Source organism: Lewinella sp. JB7 (assembly GCF_024297185.1).
Classification (GTDB): Bacteria; Bacteroidota; Bacteroidia; order Chitinophagales; family Saprospiraceae; genus Neolewinella.
In genome coordinates, this window is the sequence record NZ_JANCTD010000005.1 from 338,563 (window position 1) to 356,837 (window position 18,275).

Sequence of the window (18,275 nt, forward strand, 5' to 3'; positions counted from 1 at the left end):
CGACCTGAAACCTCAAATCCGTGGTGAACGTGTCTCGGACCGGAGGCCGCTCGACCTTTTGCTAAACTCGGCGTGCAACGCCTCGACCCAAGCCGTGCGGCAGCAAAATCCGTGTTCAATCCGTGCCCATCCGTGGTGAACGTGTCTCGGACCGGAGGCCGCTCGACCTTTTGCTAGACTCGGCGTGCAACGCCTCGACCTGAGCCGTGCGGCAGCAAAATCCGTGGAAATCCGTGCCCATCCGTGGTGAACGTGTCTCGGACCGGAGGCCGCTCGACCTGAAACCTCAAAACCGTGGTGAACGTGTCTCGGACCGGAGGCCGCTCGACCTGAAACCTCAAATCCGTGGTGAACGTGTCTCGGACCAGAGGCCGCTCGACCTTTTGCCTAATCTCGGCGTGCAACGCCTCGACCTATGATGTCTCGGGCCGGAGGCCGCTCGACCTATTCTTTACATCACACCAACCTCGTCCCCGCCGACCGCGTCAGTTCCCGAAAGTGCGACCGCACCCGCTCCAGCACCGACTCCCCGTACTTATTCACGATCGCGCGTCCGTCGATGGCGCTCACCCGCGTCAGTTCACCCATCGTCCCGGTGGTGAACACCTCGTCGGCTACGTAGAACTCACTCGGAGAAATGCGGGCCTCCGCGCAGGGAATCCCGTGGGCCCGGCAAATATCGAGTACGGTAGCTCGGGTGATGCCGGGCAGGCAGTAGTCGGCCCACGGCGTCCGCACCTTGCCCCGGCGGATGAGGAATACGTTCACTCCATTAGCTTCGGAGACGAATCCGTCCTTATCGAGCATCAGACCGGCGTCGGCCCCCGCCTGATTGGCCTCGATCTTGGCCATAATGTTGTTGATCAGGTTGTTGTGGTGAATCTTGCTGTCGATGCTCATCGGACTGTTACGCCGTACCGAACTGGTGGCCAGGGTGATGGATTCCGGATACACTGGCGGTTTGTGTTCGGCAAGCACGATCAGGGTGCAGCCCTGCTGGTTGAGGCGAGGGTCCATCCCAGACGTCACCTTAACCCCGCGGGTCAGCGTAAGCCGGATGTGGACGTCGTCGCGCATGGCGTTGGCTTCCAGGGTTTGCCGGATGGCATCGACCACGATTTCCCGGCTCGGCACGTTCTGAAACCAGAGGGCGTGGGCGGAGTCGAAGAGGCGGTCGAGGTGGGCCTCCAGGGAGAACACGCGACCGTCGTAAACCCGCAATCCTTCCCACACCGCATCACCCCCCTGGACGCTGCTGTCGAATACGCTAACCTTGGCCGCGTCGCGGTGCAGCAGTTGGCCGTCGATGTACACCTGAATGTCCTGGTTGGCGGGGTTGAATCCTTGAAGCATGGGGAGTGGTCTAAAGCGCGTGGGTGAGCAGTTTTTCGTAGATCGGTCGGCACCGTTCCGCAATATCGTTCAGTGCGGGGGGAAGCTCCGCGGATTTAGGCCGGTAGGGGTGAAAGCCCGTGCTTTCGTGGACGCCCGCGTACCAGTATTCGGCCCAGCTGCCGTCGTAGGGTTTCGGCCCGGCGGGCCAGGAGAGCATGGCGGGCTCGTAGGGGAGGTCAAGGTGGTCGCAGAGGCGCATGAGTACGCCGGGCGGGTCTTCCAGTAGGCGGCGGCTGTCGAGGACGGCGGCGGGGGCGCGGGTGCCGTGCAATTCCGTGAAGAGCCGACCCTGCTGGGGTAGCCCGATGTCCTCGTCCGTCACCCGATCGACCACCCGGGAGAAGGAAGCCAGTATTTCCCGGGGGTCGCGGATCAGCAGGACGTTCGTCATGCGGGTCAGGAAGGACCGGTCGAGGTCGACCAGGTGGTGCGTCATTTGTTTGAACACCACGACCGGGGCGCCGTAGTCGTGGTGCAGCATGCGGTCCACCACTTTTTGCCCGTCGTGCTCCTGGCTATCCAGCACCGCCTGCCGCCCCGGATGGTCGGCCTCGGTGGGCTGGCGGCACAGGTAGTGGGCGTAGAGGGGCTCGTCAACTACCCGGGTATCGGAACGCTGAGCGAAGGCGTACAGCAGGGCCGTACTAATATTACGCGGCGATGACCACAGGTTGATGCGCTGGCGGGTTATGGAATGCATGGCAAAGAAGAAGAAGGAGAAAAGCGGCAAAAAAAAGAAGTGCTGCGAAAAATATCTGAAAAAAGGGAAATACTGTAAGCGGTGTCCGTTGGCCCCGAAAAGGTAGGTGTCGGCGGGTAAACGGTCGGGAAAGCGGCCGCACCCCCGAAAAAAAGAGCATTTTTTGGGGGTACGGTGAATCCGGGGGCTTGCTTTTTTGGGTAAGTACAGTAGTTTTATGACAGCCTATAGAATTTTAGATTGGTTTTGTGTTGTTCAAAGTGTCTCTCAAATCTTATACCCCCGGCCGTTTCGGTCGGGGGTTTGCTTTTATAGGCAAACCCTGAAGAGGGTATAGTGGTGGCGGCCGCAACCAAATCCGCCTCCCCTTCATTCTTGGAGGCATGTACGCATCCCTCCGCGCCGCCGCCGATGACCTCGAACGAACGGGACAACTGCTCCGCATTCCCGAAGAAGTGGATCCCGATCTCGAAATGGCCGAAATTCACCGCCAGGTGTTCGACCGCGGCGGACCGGCCATCCTCTACGAACGGGTAAAGGGGAGTCCCTTCCAGGCCATCTCCAATCTTTACGGCACCCAGGAACGCACCGATTTTCTTTTTCGCCAAACCCTCCCGCGCGTCAAACGGGTCGTGGAACTGAAGGCCGACCCCGCCAACTTCGCCAAAAACCCGTTGCGCTACGCCGGTAGCCCGTTCACCGCGCTCTCCGCCCTGCCCCGCCGGCACCTGCGCCCCGCCGTCCGCTACGCCCGCACGACGATCGACCAGCTGCCGCTCATCAAATCCTGGCCCATGGACGGGGGAGCCTTCGTGACCCTCCCGCAGGTCTGTACCCTGCCCCCGGGAAGCCGTAAGCCCATGGAGAGCAACATCGGCATGTACCGCATCCAGCTCACCGGCAACGATTACCGCCTCAACGAGGAGGTCGGACTCCACTATCAGCTGCACCGCGGCATCGGGATCCACCACACGGAGTACAATAAGTCCGACGCACCCTTCCGCTGCTCGATCTTCGTGGGTGGACCGCCCAGCCATGCCTTCTGCGCCATCATGCCGCTGCCGGAGGGCCTGAGTGAAATGACCTTCGCCGGCATGCTCGCCGGCCGGCGCTTCGGCTACGCCTGGGACGGCGATCACCTGCTCTCCGCCGACGCCGACTTCGTGATCACCGGTACCATCCGCAAGGACGAAAAGAAGCCGGAGGGCCCCTTCGGCGACCACCTCGGTTACTACAGCCTGCAGCACGACTTTCCGGTGATGGACGTTGAGACCGTCTGGCACCGCAAGGATCCGCTCTGGCACTTCACGGTGGTCGGGCGGCCGCCGGCGGAGGATTCCAGTTTCGGGTACCTGATCCATAAGATCGTGAAGGACCTGACCCCCGGAGAATTTCCGGGCATCAAGCAGATCAATGCCGTCGACGAAGCGGGCGTCCATCCTCTCCTGCTGGCCGTCGGATCGGAACGCTACATGCCCTTCCGCGAGCGGGTGCCGGAGGAGATCATCACCCAGGCCAACCGCATCCTGGGGTCCGGACAAACCAGCCTGGCCAAGTACTGCCTCATTGTCGCCGAAGAAGATGACCCCGAACTAGATGCCAACGACCAACCGGCCTTCTTCCGCCACCTGCTCGAGCGCTTCGACCCCACCCGCGATCTTCACTTCCAGACCCGCACCACCATCGACACCCTCGACTACTCCGGCTCCGGCTGGAACGCGGGCTCCAAACTCATCTGGGCGTGCCGGGGGGGGAAGCGCCGGGAGCTGGGAACGGATATTCCCGATAAAGTCCAACTGCCGGTGGGCTTCGCGAATCCCCGCATGGTCGCCCCGGGCATCCTGGCCATCGAAGCGCCCCCGTTTACGGACAAATCCAGCTACGAAGACGTGAACCGGCTGGCATCCACTTCTCAACTCATCCCCTTATCCAGCCATCCCCTCCTCGTCTTATGCGACGACAGCGCCTTTCTCGCCGCCGACTTTTCCAACTTCGTCTGGGCCACCTTTACGCGCAGCAATCCGAGTCATGACGTCCACGGCATCGATGCCTTTACCGAGCACAAACACTGGGGCTGCCGGGGGGCGGTCGTGATCGATGCGCGGGTGAAGCCGTGGCACGCCCCCGGTCTGGTCGTGGATCCCGCCGTGGAGGCGCGGGCGGCAAAGATTGTCGATCGCTACCTGGGGTAAGCCCCCTTAACTTGCGTCCATGATCGAGCATACCACCGCCCTGGAACTGGTGTTGCAGCAACGCTTCGACTGGGGCACCGAAACTCTTCCCCTAGACCGGGCTACGGGCCGCGTCCTGTGTCAGCGCGTCTACGCCGACCGCGATCAGCCCCCCTTCGACCGGGTGGCTATGGATGGAATCGCTCTGGATCACGCCGTCTACGCCACCGGGCAGCGTCGCTTTTCCGTATCTCACCTGGCTCCTGCGGGCACCGCCCCCCAGCCCCTGCGCGACCCGACCTACTGTGTGGAGGTCATGACGGGTGCGCCTCTGCCCCCGGGAACGACGACCGTGATCCGCTACGAGGACCTGGAGCGGGTGGAGGGGGACTTCGTGGTTCCGGACGGCGTAGAGGACGACCGCAGCATTCACCACCGCGGAAGCGACGGCACCTCCGGCGATCTGATGATGGAGGCCGGGCGTACGATCGGTCCGGCCCAGTTGGCGGTGCTGGCCACCTACGGGGTGGGGGAGGTGGAAGTGAGCAAACTGCCCCGGGTGGCCATTGCCTCCACCGGCGACGAGGTGGTACCCGTGCATCAGGTTCCCCTCGATCACCAGATTCGCAGCTCCAACGTACACCAACTGGCGGGCCTGTTCCGGGCCGTCGGCATCGAACCCACGCTGAGCCACCTACCGGACGAAGCCGGAGCCGGAGAAAGTACCCTCCGAAAACTGATTGCCGACCACGACCTGCTGTTGCTCAGCGGAGGCGTCTCCAAGGGGAAACTGGATCACGTACCCGACTGGCTCGCGCGCGCCGGGATCGAGCAACTCTTCCACCGGGTCGCTCAACGCCCCGGAAAACCCCTCTGGGTGGGCCGGAACAGGGATACGATGGTGTTCGCCCTGCCGGGAAATCCCGTCTCCAGTCTCGTCGGCGCGGTAGCCTACGTCGGGCCGTGGCTGAGCAAGCAACTGCAGGTCGAGCGCCCCGACTTGCGGGTGCAGCTGACGGAGGACACCGAATTTTCTCCCGCGCTTACCTTATTCCTGTCGGTCGCCGTCGATGCTTCCTCGGCTACCCTCCGGGCCCGCCCGGTGCGGGGCAGCGGCAGCGGCGATCTGGTCAGTCTGCTGGATACCGACGGATTCGCGGTGCTCCCCGCCGGGCAGACCAACTTTGGGGCCGGTGAGCAATTTCCTTATTTACCGCTGCGCCTCCACTAAACGCTACCCTCATGCACCAGAAGCATCCTAAACTGACCCGCCCCGCGCTGGGGCACTACGCCCGTACGGAATTTGCCTTCGTGGGCTCCACCTGTGCGCGGATGGAGGCGATTATGTGGGAATGGGCCGAGGCACTATCCCCGCGTCACCCCTGCCTGCTGGTCACCGGCGACCATGAGGATGCCGACCTGGCCGCTTCCCAACGTTTCGGGCGCAAGCGCTTCTCCACCCTCACCACTTCCTGGAATGAGTACGACGACCGGTTACTGGGGCGTGCTTACGCCGTGGCGCTGGTGAACGGCAATCACTATCCCGCCGCCCGGCAGATCGTCTTCGTGGATACGGCCAAGGCGGGGACGCTGGAGCGACGACGGTCCCAACTGACCGACGTACGGGCGGTGGTGCACGTCACTGGCGAGCTGCCCGGGTGGTTGCCGCCGGTACCCGTATATCCAATAGATCGGGTGGGGGAGTTGCTTCCGGAGATCGAACGGGAGGTCCGGGCCGCGGAAGCTCCCCTGCGCGCGCTCATCCTCGCCGGTGGCCGCAGTGAGCGGATGGGGGAGGATAAGAGTCGGCTGGTGTACCGGGAGGGGCGCACGGAAGTCGAGCGGCTTACACAGTTGTGCGCGTCCCTGCAGTTACCGGTGAGCATTTCCGTACGCGATGGCGGCCGGGAGGATCTGCCCGCTCCCGTCATTCCCGACCGCTTCCTGGGGCTCGGACCGGGGGGGGCCATCTGTTCGGCCTTCCTCACCGATCCCGACGCCGCCTGGCTGGTGCTGGCCTGCGACCTTCCGCTCCTGGAAGCACCGACCCTGAAACTTCTTATCGATGCCCGTCGTAGCGACCGCGTCGCCACCGCCGTCCGCGGACCCGGCCGGGAGTGGCCCGAGCCCCTCGTAGCGATCTACGAGCCCCGGGCGTACCCCCGCCTGCTGCAGTTCCTGGCGCTGGGCTATTCCTGCCCCCGTAAGCTGCTCATCAACAGCGACACCACCATTGTCAATCTCGACGACTTGCGCCCCCTCACGAACGCCAATACCCCGGAAGAACGGCAACGGGTGCGGGAGTTGCTGGACGAAGCCAAAGGTACCACGAAAGGGAAGCTGCGTAGTACGTAGTGCCGGATAGCGACCCGCCGGGTACCGGTCCGACGGCTATAGCCGTCGGACGGTGTCCCGAAATCAGCCGAAATATTTGCGTATATACGTAAAGTATACGTAGATTTGCTTACGTAGTCAACTACGTAATTCAAAAACTGCGCCAGTATGCAACGGATCGTCGTCATCGGAAATGGAATGGTCGGGCACAAATTCTGCGATCTCTTCGCCCGCCACCCCCGCCGCGGGGACTTTAGGCTCACCGTCTTCGGGGAGGAACGGCGCCCCGCCTACGACCGCGTGCACCTGAGCGCGTACTTCGCCGACCGGGACGCGGACAAACTGGCGCTCGCCACCCGCGCGTGGTACGCCGACCGCGACATTGAGCTGCGCACTGGTGAGTTGGTCACGGAACTCGACCCCGAACGCCGAATACTGCGCACCCACCTCGGGCACGAAATGACCTACGACTACCTGGTCCTGGCCACGGGCTCCGTACCCTTCGTGCCCCCCGTCCCGGGTAAGGACAAATCGGGGGTCTTCGTCTACCGGACGATCGAGGACCTGGACGCGATCCTGGATTACGCCGCCCGCCTCCGGCAGCTACCCGGCGCCCGGGCGACGGTGATGGGCGGAGGATTGCTCGGACTGGAAGCCGCCAGGGCCACCCTTGATATGGGGCTCGCCACCGACGTCGTCGAATTCGCGCCGCGCCTTATGCCCCGGCAACTCGATGAGGGGGGAGCGGCATCCCTCCGTACAACCCTGGAGGGGCTGGGACTGAAGATTCACCTCTCCCGGTCCACCACCGCCATCGGCGGCAACGGATGCATCACCCATCTCGATTTTGCCGACGGTACCCAACTCGAAACCGACCTGCTCATCATTTCGGCGGGCATCCGACCGCGCGATGAACTCGCCCGTAAGTCCGGTATCGCCGTCGGGCCCCGGGGCGGCATCGTGGCCGATCGGCACATGCGGACCAGCGCCCCCGACGTGTTCGTTATCGGCGAGGCCGCCCTGTATCGCGATATGATCTACGGACTAGTCGCCCCCGGGTACGAAATGGCACGCGTAGCCCTGTCAACCCTCATGCGGGATGCGGACCCGGCGTGTATGCCGGAATCGATCGATCTGTCCACCAAGCTGAAACTGATCGGTACCGACGTGGCCAGTTTCGGCGACTGCCTTCCGCAGCCGGGCACGGCGCGTTCCATCGTGTACCGGGACGAGGCCGGCGGGGTGTACAAGCGCATTAACGTTTCCCCGGACGGTCGGCGGTTACTGGGCGGTATCCTGGTGGGCGACGCGGCCGACTACAACCGCCTCCACCAGATCTACCGGAACCAGCTGGCCCTGCCTCCCCAGCCCCAGGACCTGATCCTTGGAAGTCGGGGTAGTGGGGGCGGGGACGCGGGAGCCGGCATATCGGAACTCCCGGAAGCAGCGGTTATCTGTTCCTGCGAAAACATTACCAAGGGTCAGCTTTGTGGCCACCTCGAAGCGGAGCAAGCCCATTCGGTAAAGGACTTGATCGCCTGTACGGGGGCCGGGACGGGGTGCGGGGGCTGTAAGCCTATTCTTTCCGACCTGGTGGAGCAACACCTGAAGGCCCGGGGGAAGGTAGTTCGCCACCTGCTGTGCGAGCACTTTCCCCACACCCGTCAGGAACTGCGCGACCTGATCGTACTGCGGCAACTGCGGACTTACGACGAGGCGCTGGACGAGCTTGGACGGGGCCACGGCTGCGAGGTATGCCGGCCGGCCCTCGCGGGCATCTTCGCTACGGTGTACGCCGAAACGGCCAACCCCCAGGCGGTCATCCAGGATACCAACGACCGTTTTCTCGCCAACATCCAGCGCAACGGCACTTACTCCGTCGTTCCCCGCGTACCGGCCGGCGAGATCACCCCCGATAAGCTGATCGCCATCGGGGCCGTAGCCAAGAAGTTCGGCCTGTACACCAAGATTACCGGGGGACAGCGGATCGACCTCTTCGGCGCACGTCTCGATCAGTTGCCGCCCATCTGGGAGGAACTCATTGCCGCCGGATTCGAGAGCGGGCACGCCTACGGCAAATCGCTGCGCACCGTGAAGAGCTGCGTCGGCAGTACCTGGTGCCGGTACGGGATGGACGAGTCCGTATCCTTCGCCATCGAAATCGAGGAGCGGTACAAGGGTTTACGTTCGCCCCACAAGCTGAAGGGCGGCGTCAGCGGATGTATTCGCGAATGCGCCGAGGCCCGGGGCAAGGACTTCGGGCTGATCGCGGTAGAGGAAGGCTACAACCTCTACGTCTGCGGCAACGGCGGCGCGCGGCCCAAACACGCCGTACTGCTCGCCGGACCCATCGACCGCCGGACCGCCGTTCGCTACCTCGACCGATTTCTCATGTTCTACCTCCGAACGGCGGGGCCGCTGGTCCGTACCGCGAAGTGGCTGGAAACGATGGAAGGGGGAATCGATTACCTCAGATCCGTGGTAATGGACGACGTGCTCGGCATCGCCGCGGAACTGGAAACCGAAATGCAGGGATTGGTCAATGGCTACCGCTGTGAGTGGAAGGAGGTAATCGAGGATCCGGAGATGCGCGCCCGCTTCCGCCCCTTCGTCAATACCGACGACACGGAAGAGCTCGAGTTTGTTCCCCTCCGCGACCAACAGATGCCCAAACCCTGGTAACCCAGACCCCCCCCGGGGTCCTCCAATGCTTATCCATGACCGCCTACCAAACCATCCTTCCCGAACAGGTCACGACCTGGTTCCGTGCCGGCCACACCCACCAGTTTCCCGCCGGCGCGGGCGCCACCGTCAAGTACGGTAACCGCCAGATCGCCGTCTTCTACTTTCACCGCAACCGTCGGTGGTACGCCTGCCAGAACCTCTGCCCCCACAAGCTGGAGAACGTACTCGGCCGCGGACTCATCGGCGAGCAAGACGGCATTCCTAAGGTGGCCTGCCCCCTGCACAAACGTACCTTCAGCCTGGAAACCGGGGAAAACCTGAACGGCGACTGTCCGCCCGTAGCCGTCTACCCCGTACGGGTCGAGGGAGAGGACGTGTACATCGGATTTGCGGATTAGCCCGTACCTTTTGCCCATGCCAGAGCAGGATGCCAAGACCCGACTTACCGCCGCCTTCGAAGCCCTCGATGCCGCCAACGCCGCTGACCCCCGTCACGTAGCGAACAATGGCGGCGAGGTTCCCTACGAAGTACTCTACGCCCGCCGCATGACGGAGGAGTTGAATCGCTTCGCTCCTGCCGCGCCCGACGCCCTGCGCCTGGCCGCCCGCGCTCAGCACCTGGAACGGTGGCGGATCCCGCGGGAAGATTACCCCATGGACCGTGAGGGCTACCTGCGGTGGCGCGCGGACCTCAAGAAATTTCACGCGGAGCGGGCGCGGGAGATCCTGTCCGGGGTCGGCTACGACGACGACATTCTCGACCGCGTAGCCTTTCTGCTCCAGAAGAAGCGGCTCAAACGGGACGAAGACACCCAGACCCTGGAAGACGTGGTCTGTATCGTATTCCTTAAATTTTACGCCGCCGAGTTTGCCGCCGAGCATACCCGCGAGAAGATCCTCGATATTCTGCAAAAAACTCTGCGTAAGATGTCGGATCGGGGGAAAGAAGCCGCCCTGGCCGCCGACCTTCCCCCCGTTGTCCGGGGACTGGTAGTGGAGGCCGCGACAATCGGGTAAGCCGTGGGAGAGAACCGCATCTTCTCCCGCCTCCGCCGCGCGTATCTCCTGGCACTGTTCCTCATCGCGCTGTCGCTGGTCGGTGAGTTGCTGCTGGTCGACGGTTTTCTGATCGACCAAAAAAAGGACGGCGACATCATCAACGTTGCCGGCCGCCAGCGCATGCTGAGCCAGCGCATCGCCAAGGAAGTGGCTCTCGGCGCGGGAGAATCCGTCGCTACCTACGTGGAGCACTGGCAAAGTCGTCACGCCTGGCTAAAGCGGGAGCTGACGGGCCAGCCCGTCCTGGATAGCCTGCGGGCGCTCGACCCACTGATGCTTAGCCTGGCCCGTACGGCGCTCTCCGATACGCTCGGGCGGGTGGCGACCGTCAACAGGCTCTCCGAAAGCTTTCTTACCGCCATGGATGCCATCGTAGGCGAATTGTCGGCCACCGCGACGAATAAAGTCGATCGGTTGCAGCAGGTCAACCGGTGGCTTACCGCCCTGACGCTGACGATCCTGCTGCTCGAATTACTCTTCATCTTTCGTCCCGTGAGCCGCTTCGTGCGCAGGCAGTTCGAGCGAATCGATGCCGAGCGCGCCGCCCAGGAAAAAGCACGGCGGGCGGCGGAGGAGGCGGTAGCCGAGAAGAACGCCACCCTCGGCCAACTCTACGCGCTCAACACCGCCATCGACGAAGCAGCGCTGTTTGCCTCCCTGCGGAGCGACGGTACCCTGATTCACCTCAGCAAAAAGTTCCGGGAACTCCTGGGCGCGGACGCTCCGGTCGTCGGTCGCCCCTTCGCTCAGGTGCTGAACCGCGGCGAGGGGCGGCAGATTCGCATGGCCGAGATCCTGCGCAACGTCACCGTAACGCCCTGGCGCGGTGAGTGGGAGCTTACCGACCGCGATGATGCCACCCGCTTTCTCGAGCTGAGCGTACTGCCCGCGCGCCGGGCCGGGGCCGACGTGGACCTCTTCGTCCTGGCTACCGACGTGACCGAGAACCGCATGGCCCGCGACGCCCTGAATGCCCTGACCGAACGGCAAATTACGGAAGAGAAGGAACGCGCCCACCGACGGGCCCGCCAGACCACGGAGGCTCAGGAAAAGGAACGTCTGCGGGTGGCCCGCGATCTCCACGACGGGGTAGGGCAGAATCTCACCGCCCTGAAGTTTAGCCTGGAAAGCCTGAAGCTCGACGGTTCGGAGCGGAGCCAGGCCGACCTCGAGCGGCTCAAGGAACTGGCGGGCGATATCATCCGGGGCGTCCGCATGGCAACCTTCAATCTGCGCCCGCCCGAACTGAGCGACTACGGCCTGGCCGCTACCCTGGAACGCATGGCCCGCGAACTCAGCCGGCTGACCGGCGAACGGGTAGTTTTCGAAAACGATCAGTGTACGGCGACCCTGGACCCGGCCGCTGAGCTCAACCTTTACCGCATCACCCAGGAAGCCGTAAACAATGCCATTAAGTACGCCGGCGCGAACTACATCCTCATCACCCTGTCGGCCGGCAAGGACATCCTCAGCGTGACCGTCGACGATGACGGCCAGGGCTTCGACCCCGAAACGGTAAAATCGCGGACCGACGGGTCCGGCCTCGGTCTGGCCTCCATGGAGGACCGCATCGCCCAACTCCGCGGGCGCTTATTCATCCGTAGCTCCCCGGAGACGGGTACCCGCATCACGATTAACGTGCCCCTCGGCGGGGGCTAATCGGCGAATCCTGTATTTTGTCGCCTCGCCCCATTCACCCTACCGATCATGTCCACTACTATCTTACTCGCCGACGATCACGCCCTGGTCCGCGACGGTATCCGCCGCCTCCTCGAAGATCAATCCGACCTGCAGGTAGTCGGTGAGGCGAACGACGGGGAGGAATTGGTCGCCCTGGTCCGCGAACTGAAGCCGGACCTGGCCATCGTGGACATCCGGATGCCGAAAATGAACGGGATAGAAGCGGTGCGCCACCTGCGACGCGAAGGAAGTCCGACCCCCTGCCTGATGCTTTCCATGCACGACAGCGAAGAATACGTACTCCAGTCCATCGACGCCGGAGCCTTCGGTTACTTGCTCAAGGATGCCAGCCGCGATGAGTTCCTGCGGGCGGTCCACACCATCGTCGGGGGCGATCGCTACTTCAGCGGCGACCTTTCCAATATTCTGATCCGGCAACTGACGCGTACGGAAGGAGGGGTGAGCGCACCGGCTCCCGCCGCCCGGGAAGCGGTCGAACTGACCCGCCGGGAGCGGCAGATCCTGCCCATCATCCTTCAGGGTGCCACCAATCAGGAAATCGCCGATCAGCTCGACCTCAGCCGCCGGACCGTGGAGACGCACCGGTTCAACATGATGAAGAAGCTGGGGGTGAGCAACAGCAGCGAATTGAACCGCCGTGTACGGGAACTTGGGCTGGCCTAGTGCTCTAGGAAGCCGATGAGATGCTCGCGGTAGCCGTAGTAATCGGGATGGTTAAGGATGTCCTTGCGCCGGCGGGGGCGGGCGAAATCGATGGGCAGGATGTCTCCGATTTGCGCGCGTGGACCGGAAGTCATCATGATTACCCGGTCGGCCAGGAAGATGGCCTCGTCCACGTCATGCGTGATTTGGATCGCCGTGATCTTCTCTTTGTCCCACACCTCGAGCAGCACGTCTTGCAGTTCGGCACGGGTGAGGGAATCGAGCATCCCGAAGGGCTCGTCGAGCAGCAGGATCTTGGGTTTCAGAGCGAAGGCCCGGGCGATCCCCACCCGCTGTTGCATGCCCTGACTGAGCTGGGAGGCCCTCCGGTGAAGTAGGGAGCCGAGCCCCACCTTATCAAGGTAATACCGACTGATGTCCTGCCGCTGCCGGCGGGTCGCATGGGGGAATACCTGTTCCACCCCCAGCTGCACATTCTCCAGGGCCGTCATCCACGGCAGCAGACTCGGCGACTGAAAGATGACCCCCCGATCCGGCCCGGGCCCCGTAATGGGAAATTCATTCAGCAGGATCTCTCCGCCGGAGATGTCGTTCAGTCCCGCAATCATGGTCAGGAGGGTCGTTTTGCCGCAGCCGGAGTGGCCGATGATGGAGACGAACTCCTGCTTCTTGATCTGAAGCTGTAGCTTCTCCAGCACGACGTATTCCCCCGTCGGGGTGGGGTAGGTCTTCGTGAGATCGCGGAAGTCCAGTACGACGTCGCGCAGGGAAATGGGGGCGGCAGGGGGCATGGTGGTCATGGGGAGGGGATTTAGTCCCGGTGCCACGCCGCGACGAAGCTGCGGGTACCGGGCATGATGGGTTGGACGTCGGGCAGCGGCAGGGAATTGTCCGCCCGTGGCCGGTTAGATTCGCCCAGGGCGACGAGGTAATTCAGGATTTCGGTGCGCACCCGTTTGAAGTTCGGGTCGTGATTGAGGTCGGTCTTGTCGCGCGGACGCGCGAGGTCGATGCGGAACTCCGGCCCCAGCCCGGCGGCGGGCCCCGGATCGAGCGGAAGGATGCGATCGGCCATGAAGATGCCCTCGTCCACGTCGTTGGTGATGAGTACGGCGGTCCGCCGGTTAGCACTCCAGATCCGGAGAATCTCATCCTGGAGGTTCCCGCGGGTCAGGGCATCGAGCGCGCCGAGGGGTTCGTCCATCAGCAGGAGGTCGGGGTCGGTCGCCAGAACCCGGGCGATGGATACGCGCTGGCGCATTCCTCCGCTGAGTTCGCTGGGAAATTTATCGATGGCGTGGGAAAGCCCGACCATCTCCACGAAAGTCCGGATATGTCCTTCCCGGCGGTCCTTCGACCAGTCGGGATACACCTGATCGACCGCCAGGGCGACGTTCTGGTAGACGGTGTACCAGGGCAGGAGGGAGTAATTCTGAAAGATGATGCCGCGTTCCGGGGCCGGACCCTTGATGGGTTGGCCGCGGTAGAGCACCTGGCCGGAGCTGGGCCGGAGCAGGCCGGTCATCAGGTTCACCAGCGTGGTCTTGCCGGAGCCGGTGAACCCGACGATCGCCAGAAACTCCCCCTCCGCGATGCTCAGGTTGATGTCGGACAGTACTTCGGTGCGGGATTCCCCCTCGCCGTACCACTGGCTGACGTTGCGAAATTCAATTACGGGAATGGACATATGCACTGATTTTGCGGGGGTTATCCGATGGCCTTCTCGAAGGACACGCGGCCCTGTACCATGAACATGAGGCGGTCGAGCAGGAAACCCACCAGGCCGATGACGAACATCGCCACGATGATCTTGGCGTTGGAATCCGATCCGCCGTTCTGAAATTCCTCCCACACGAAGGAGCCGAGACCGGGGCTCTGCGCCAGCAGTTCGATGGCGATGAGTACCATCCAGGCCACGCTGACGGTAATGCGCATCCCGGTGAAGATGAGGGGAATGGCCGAGGGCAGAATTACCCGGAAGATCTTCTTTCCGATTCCCAGCTGGAGGACGCGGGCGACGTTGAGGTAGTCCTGGTTCACCGAGGAAACCCCGACGCTGGTGTTCACGAGGGTAGCCCACATGGCGCACAGGCCCACGCTGATGGAGGAGATGAGGAAGGAAGTATCGGTATCGGAGCCCAGAGTAAGGGTCTTTACGATCATGAAGACCAGCAGCAGCCAGACCACCGGCGAGACCGGTTTAAAAACCTGGATCATCCAGTTGAAGGCGATCCGTAAGTTTTCGTTCAGCCCGATCACGATCCCCAGGGGAACGGCAATCAGCAGGGAGATCAGGAAGCCCACGACGACCGTTTTCAGGCTGGTGCCGATCTGATCCACGAAGGACGGCCGCCCGGTGTAAGTGATCGCCGCGAGGCCACGGGCGGCCCGGGCGGCGTTCAGCTCGGCGGTTTCCGCGGCGAATTCCGCTTGCTTGGTCCGGATGGCCCGGTGATCGGCCAGTAACAGCCCCGCAGCCCGCACCACCTCACGGGGGAACGGCAGGGTGTTGGGTTTGCAACTGACGTCACCGGAAGCAATACAGGCGGCCATCGCGGCTCCCGCGTCCGCGCCCTGTTCCTGCGTCGTTCGCTCGATGCGGGCCGTGGCTTCCACCCCGTAGAGGTAGCCCGCGCTCAGCTGCCAGAGAAGCAAAAATATCGCCATGGAGGTTAAGGAGATCGCGAGTTTACGCCCCAGGGCGGGGAGATTGCGGCGCATATTCACCCGCCGGGGGAGGCGGCGGGAAAGCGAGGCGAGGGCGGCCCGGGGGGCGGCGGCGACGGTGGTAGTGGTGGGGTGGCCCATGGGAGAGGGGATGAGGGGGGGTGAAGGAATGTTACTCGCTCTCCAGCGGATCCTTGTGACCGATGCTGAAGCGTTGGAGGTAACCGATGGGGTCTCTGCCGTCGTAGGAGATGCCGTCGATGAAATCGGCGGTGACGGGCTTGTAACCGTCGGTGTCCGGCAACTCGGTGGCGGGAAGGAGCCCCTCGGCTACGAGTTCTTCCGCGGCCGCCCGCCATATTTCCGGGCGGTAGATCTCCCGGATGGTCTCGTGGTACCAGTCGGCGGGCTTGGCTTCCGGGATCTGGCCCCAGCGGCGCATCTGGGTGAGGAACCAGATGCCGTCGGAGTAGAAGGGATAGGTCGCGTGGTATTTGTAGAAGACGTTGAAGTCGGGCTGCTCCCGCTTGTCACCCTTTTCGTACTCGAAGGTGCCGGTCATGGAGCTGGCCAAGACGATGGAGTCGGCCCCGACGTAATCCGGACGGGAAAGAATGCCGATGGCCTCGGCGCGGTGGGCCGGATCGTCCAGCCAGCGGCAGGCCCGGATGAGCGCCTTGGTGATGGCGCGGGTGGTGTTCGGGTACTTGGCGGCAAAGTCGGCCCGCAGCGCGAAGACCTTCTCCGGGTTATTCTTCCAGATGTCGTTGTTGGTGACTACGGGAACGCCGATGCCCTTAAAGACCGCCTGTTGGTTCCAGGGTTCGCCCACGCAATAGCCGTAGATGGTACCCGCCTCGAGGGTGGCCGGCATTTGAGGCGGCGGCGTCACGGAGAGGAGCACGTCGGCGTCCACCTGGCCTTGAATGTTGTCGGCGGTGTAGAAGCCCGGGTGCAGGCCGGCGGCGGCCAGCCAGTAGCGGAGTTCGTAGTTGTGCGTCGACACCGGAAAGACCATGCCCATTTTGAAGGGTTTTCCGCCGTTGCGGTATTCTTCCACCACGGGCGCGAGCGCGGCGGCGGAGATCGGGTGGATGGGCTGGCCGTTCTCGTCCTGGGGGACGTGGGCTTTCATCCGGTCCCACACTTCGTTGCTGACCGTGATCCCGTTGCCGTTGAGATCCAGGGAGAGGGGCGTAATGAGTTGCGCCTGACGACCGAAGCCGGCTCCGGCGGCTACGGGCTGCCCGGCGAGCATATGGGCGCCGTCGAGCTGTCCGTCGATCACCCGGTCCAGGATATTTTTCCAGTTGGACTGGGCCTCGACGGTGACGAACAGGCCCTCGTCGCGGAAGTAGCCCAGTTCCTTCGCGATGGCCAGGGGAGCCATGTCGGTGAGCTTGATGAAGCCGAAAGTGAGTTGGGGTTTCTCGATGGCCGCCAGTTTGGCGGGGTCGCGGGAGCCGGCGGTTTCGGCCGGAGTGCCGGCATTACTGGAGCCGCAGGCGTGCAGGAGGAAGGCCAGGGGCAACAACAGGATCAATAAATGCTTCATGGTTGTCGAGTTTTCGGTAGGTCGGTATGGGGGAGATGATGACCGGTGGTTATTTCTTCTGCTTGTCTTCGCTCTCGAAGAGGGTGGGGCGGAAGGTGATCATGGTCCAGGCCCAGTTGTTGGACCGCAGGTTGCCGGGGCGGAGGCGGGTCAGCGTTTTCGGTGCCCAGCAGGTGGGAATACCCGACATGGAGGGTGACGCCGGCGGCGAGGGGGCGGACGTACACCAGGTCCACTTCCGTACCCATGGCCGACGGCAACCGCTCACCGTCGGCATCCACCTGCGCGGAGCCGGTGAAGAACTGGTGACCGTGGGCCAGGAGCGCGGCCCCGCCCAGTTTCCACTTCGTTTTCAGGTAGAGGTCCGTGACGCCCACGGTGCCGTTGGCCGGCCCTACGTAGAAGTAGTCCATCAGTCCGTTGAAGGCGTGGTTGGTACCGTAATCGGGCTGAAAGGCCGTGATCCGGTTGCTCTCGGTCGTAGCATCCTGTCCGGAGATGAATTCGGCCCCCAGGGTGATGGGCGTGACCTTCGTCGGGTAGGTGGCGCTCAGTCCCGCCAGCAGAGCCCCGACGGGCCGCCCGTTCTGGCGGCCGGTCTGGGCGTAAAGATCGCCAATGAACGTAAGCTTGCCGGCACGGTAGCTGACGTAGGTGCCCAGCGTCTGCTTGTGGGAAACCGTGGAGTCCGCATTCTGCAGCGTGGCGTTGAGCGCCAGCAGGGATACCGACCCCTTGTCTTCGGTAAAGGCGTGATTGTACCAGGCGTACTGAAGGCTCTTGTAGTTGCCGCTCACGGAGTAATAATTGGCGGCGGGTGCCTGAAGGTACGCCGGTTCGGGAACGTCGTCGTCGGAGTTGTAGGCCAATCCGACGTGCAGGCGATCGATCTTTTTCTTGTTTTCGAACTGCAGTAACAGGGCGTCGTGGCGGCGTCCCTGCTGGGCCCACTCGAGCCCGCCGAGGATGCGTTCGTTGTCGTAACTGATGATCTGACGGCCGGCCCTGACGGAGAAGCGGGGGTTGACCGCGTACTGTCCCCAGGCTTCACTAAGGAAGGTGTTGCCGTTCTCGTTCTTAAAAATTTGCGGCACCTCGCCCCAGAGGCGCACGTCCTGCAGGGCGAGTCGGAAGGTGTATTTCTCCTCGGCGTAATCCACGTAGACCCGACTGCGCTGCTCGGTAAAGAAGGCCGGGTCGCTGCCGGCGGAACGCGGCGTTTTAAATCCGTTGCGGAACTCCGTGCGCGGCCGCACCTCGGCACTTAACTTAAACTGGCCGGAGAGGGGAGAACTAAGGAGTGAAAGCAGAAGAGCGGAGGCAATGAGTCGCATGGGAGGAAACG

At 63.2% G+C, this 18,275-nt stretch carries 15 protein-coding genes; 8 read left to right on the forward strand and 7 right to left on the reverse strand.

The window, feature by feature from the left end:
• Positions 1 to 456 precede the first annotated feature (456 nt).
• Positions 457 to 1,353, reverse strand: coding sequence for an aminotransferase class IV (locus tag NMA52_RS11420; RefSeq protein WP_254827796.1), 897 nt, complete (start codon positions 1,351 to 1,353; stop codon positions 457 to 459).
• A gap of 10 nt (positions 1,354 to 1,363) precedes the next feature.
• Complete coding sequence (locus NMA52_RS11425) at positions 1,364 to 2,095, reverse strand: sulfotransferase (RefSeq protein ID WP_254827797.1); 732 nt, start codon at positions 2,093 to 2,095, stop codon at positions 1,364 to 1,366.
• Between the two features lie 383 nt (positions 2,096 to 2,478).
• On the opposite strand from NMA52_RS11425, the gene NMA52_RS11430 reads away from it, so the two are divergent.
• The 8 genes from NMA52_RS11430 to NMA52_RS11465 all read left to right on the forward strand — a co-directional run bounded on the left by NMA52_RS11430 (position 2,479) and on the right by NMA52_RS11465 (position 12,708).
• A complete protein-coding gene (locus NMA52_RS11430; RefSeq protein WP_254827798.1) occupies positions 2,479 to 4,287 on the forward strand; it encodes a UbiD family decarboxylase in 1,809 nt (602 codons plus the stop codon).
• A 19-nt stretch (positions 4,288 to 4,306) separates the two neighbouring features.
• Positions 4,307 to 5,497 (forward strand): molybdopterin molybdotransferase MoeA, encoded by a 1,191-nt coding sequence (locus NMA52_RS11435; RefSeq protein ID WP_254827799.1) that lies wholly within the window; start codon positions 4,307 to 4,309, stop codon positions 5,495 to 5,497.
• An 11-nt stretch (positions 5,498 to 5,508) separates the two neighbouring features.
• Positions 5,509 to 6,621, forward strand: coding sequence for an NTP transferase domain-containing protein (locus tag NMA52_RS11440; protein ID WP_254827800.1), 1,113 nt, complete (start codon positions 5,509 to 5,511; stop codon positions 6,619 to 6,621).
• Positions 6,622 to 6,768: 147 nt separating this feature from the next.
• Complete coding sequence (gene nirB / locus NMA52_RS11445) at positions 6,769 to 9,282, forward strand: nitrite reductase large subunit NirB (RefSeq protein ID WP_254827801.1); 2,514 nt, start codon at positions 6,769 to 6,771, stop codon at positions 9,280 to 9,282.
• Positions 9,283 to 9,317: 35 nt separating this feature from the next.
• Entirely contained in the window at positions 9,318 to 9,683 is a 366-nt protein-coding gene (gene nirD, locus NMA52_RS11450) for a nitrite reductase small subunit NirD (RefSeq protein ID WP_254827802.1), read from the forward strand.
• Between the two features lie 16 nt (positions 9,684 to 9,699).
• Complete coding sequence (locus NMA52_RS11455) at positions 9,700 to 10,302, forward strand: DUF4202 domain-containing protein (protein WP_254827803.1); 603 nt, start codon at positions 9,700 to 9,702, stop codon at positions 10,300 to 10,302.
• 3 nt (positions 10,303 to 10,305) lie between these two features.
• Positions 10,306 to 12,003 carry an ATP-binding protein gene (locus NMA52_RS11460; RefSeq protein ID WP_254827804.1) on the forward strand — a complete coding sequence of 566 codons (1,698 nt, stop codon included), beginning with the start codon at positions 10,306 to 10,308 and terminating at the stop codon, positions 12,001 to 12,003.
• 48 nt (positions 12,004 to 12,051) lie between these two features.
• Entirely contained in the window at positions 12,052 to 12,708 is a 657-nt protein-coding gene (locus NMA52_RS11465; protein WP_254827805.1) for a response regulator transcription factor, read from the forward strand.
• On the opposite strand, the gene NMA52_RS11470 is transcribed toward NMA52_RS11465, so the two are convergent.
• The 5 genes from NMA52_RS11470 to NMA52_RS11490 are packed head-to-tail and all read right to left on the reverse strand — an operon-like array spanning position 12,705 to position 18,264.
• A complete protein-coding gene (locus NMA52_RS11470) occupies positions 12,705 to 13,499 on the reverse strand; it encodes an ABC transporter ATP-binding protein (RefSeq protein WP_371930965.1) in 795 nt (264 codons plus the stop codon). The genes NMA52_RS11465 and NMA52_RS11470 overlap by 4 nt on opposite strands.
• A 20-nt stretch (positions 13,500 to 13,519) precedes the next feature.
• A complete protein-coding gene (locus NMA52_RS11475; protein WP_254827807.1) occupies positions 13,520 to 14,395 on the reverse strand; it encodes an ABC transporter ATP-binding protein in 876 nt (291 codons plus the stop codon).
• A gap of 20 nt (positions 14,396 to 14,415) precedes the next feature.
• Positions 14,416 to 15,516 carry an ABC transporter permease gene (locus tag NMA52_RS11480; RefSeq protein ID WP_254827808.1) on the reverse strand — a complete coding sequence of 367 codons (1,101 nt, stop codon included), beginning with the start codon at positions 15,514 to 15,516 and terminating at the stop codon, positions 14,416 to 14,418.
• A 31-nt stretch (positions 15,517 to 15,547) separates the two neighbouring features.
• On the reverse strand, positions 15,548 to 16,930 hold the full coding sequence (locus NMA52_RS11485; RefSeq protein WP_254827809.1) for a CmpA/NrtA family ABC transporter substrate-binding protein: 1,383 nt from the start codon (positions 16,928 to 16,930) through the stop codon (positions 15,548 to 15,550).
• Positions 16,927 to 18,264 carry an alginate export family protein gene (locus tag NMA52_RS11490; RefSeq protein WP_254827810.1) on the reverse strand — a complete coding sequence of 446 codons (1,338 nt, stop codon included), beginning with the start codon at positions 18,262 to 18,264 and terminating at the stop codon, positions 16,927 to 16,929. The genes NMA52_RS11485 and NMA52_RS11490 overlap by 4 nt, the downstream gene beginning before the upstream one ends.
• Between the last annotated feature and the right edge of the window lie 11 nt (positions 18,265 to 18,275).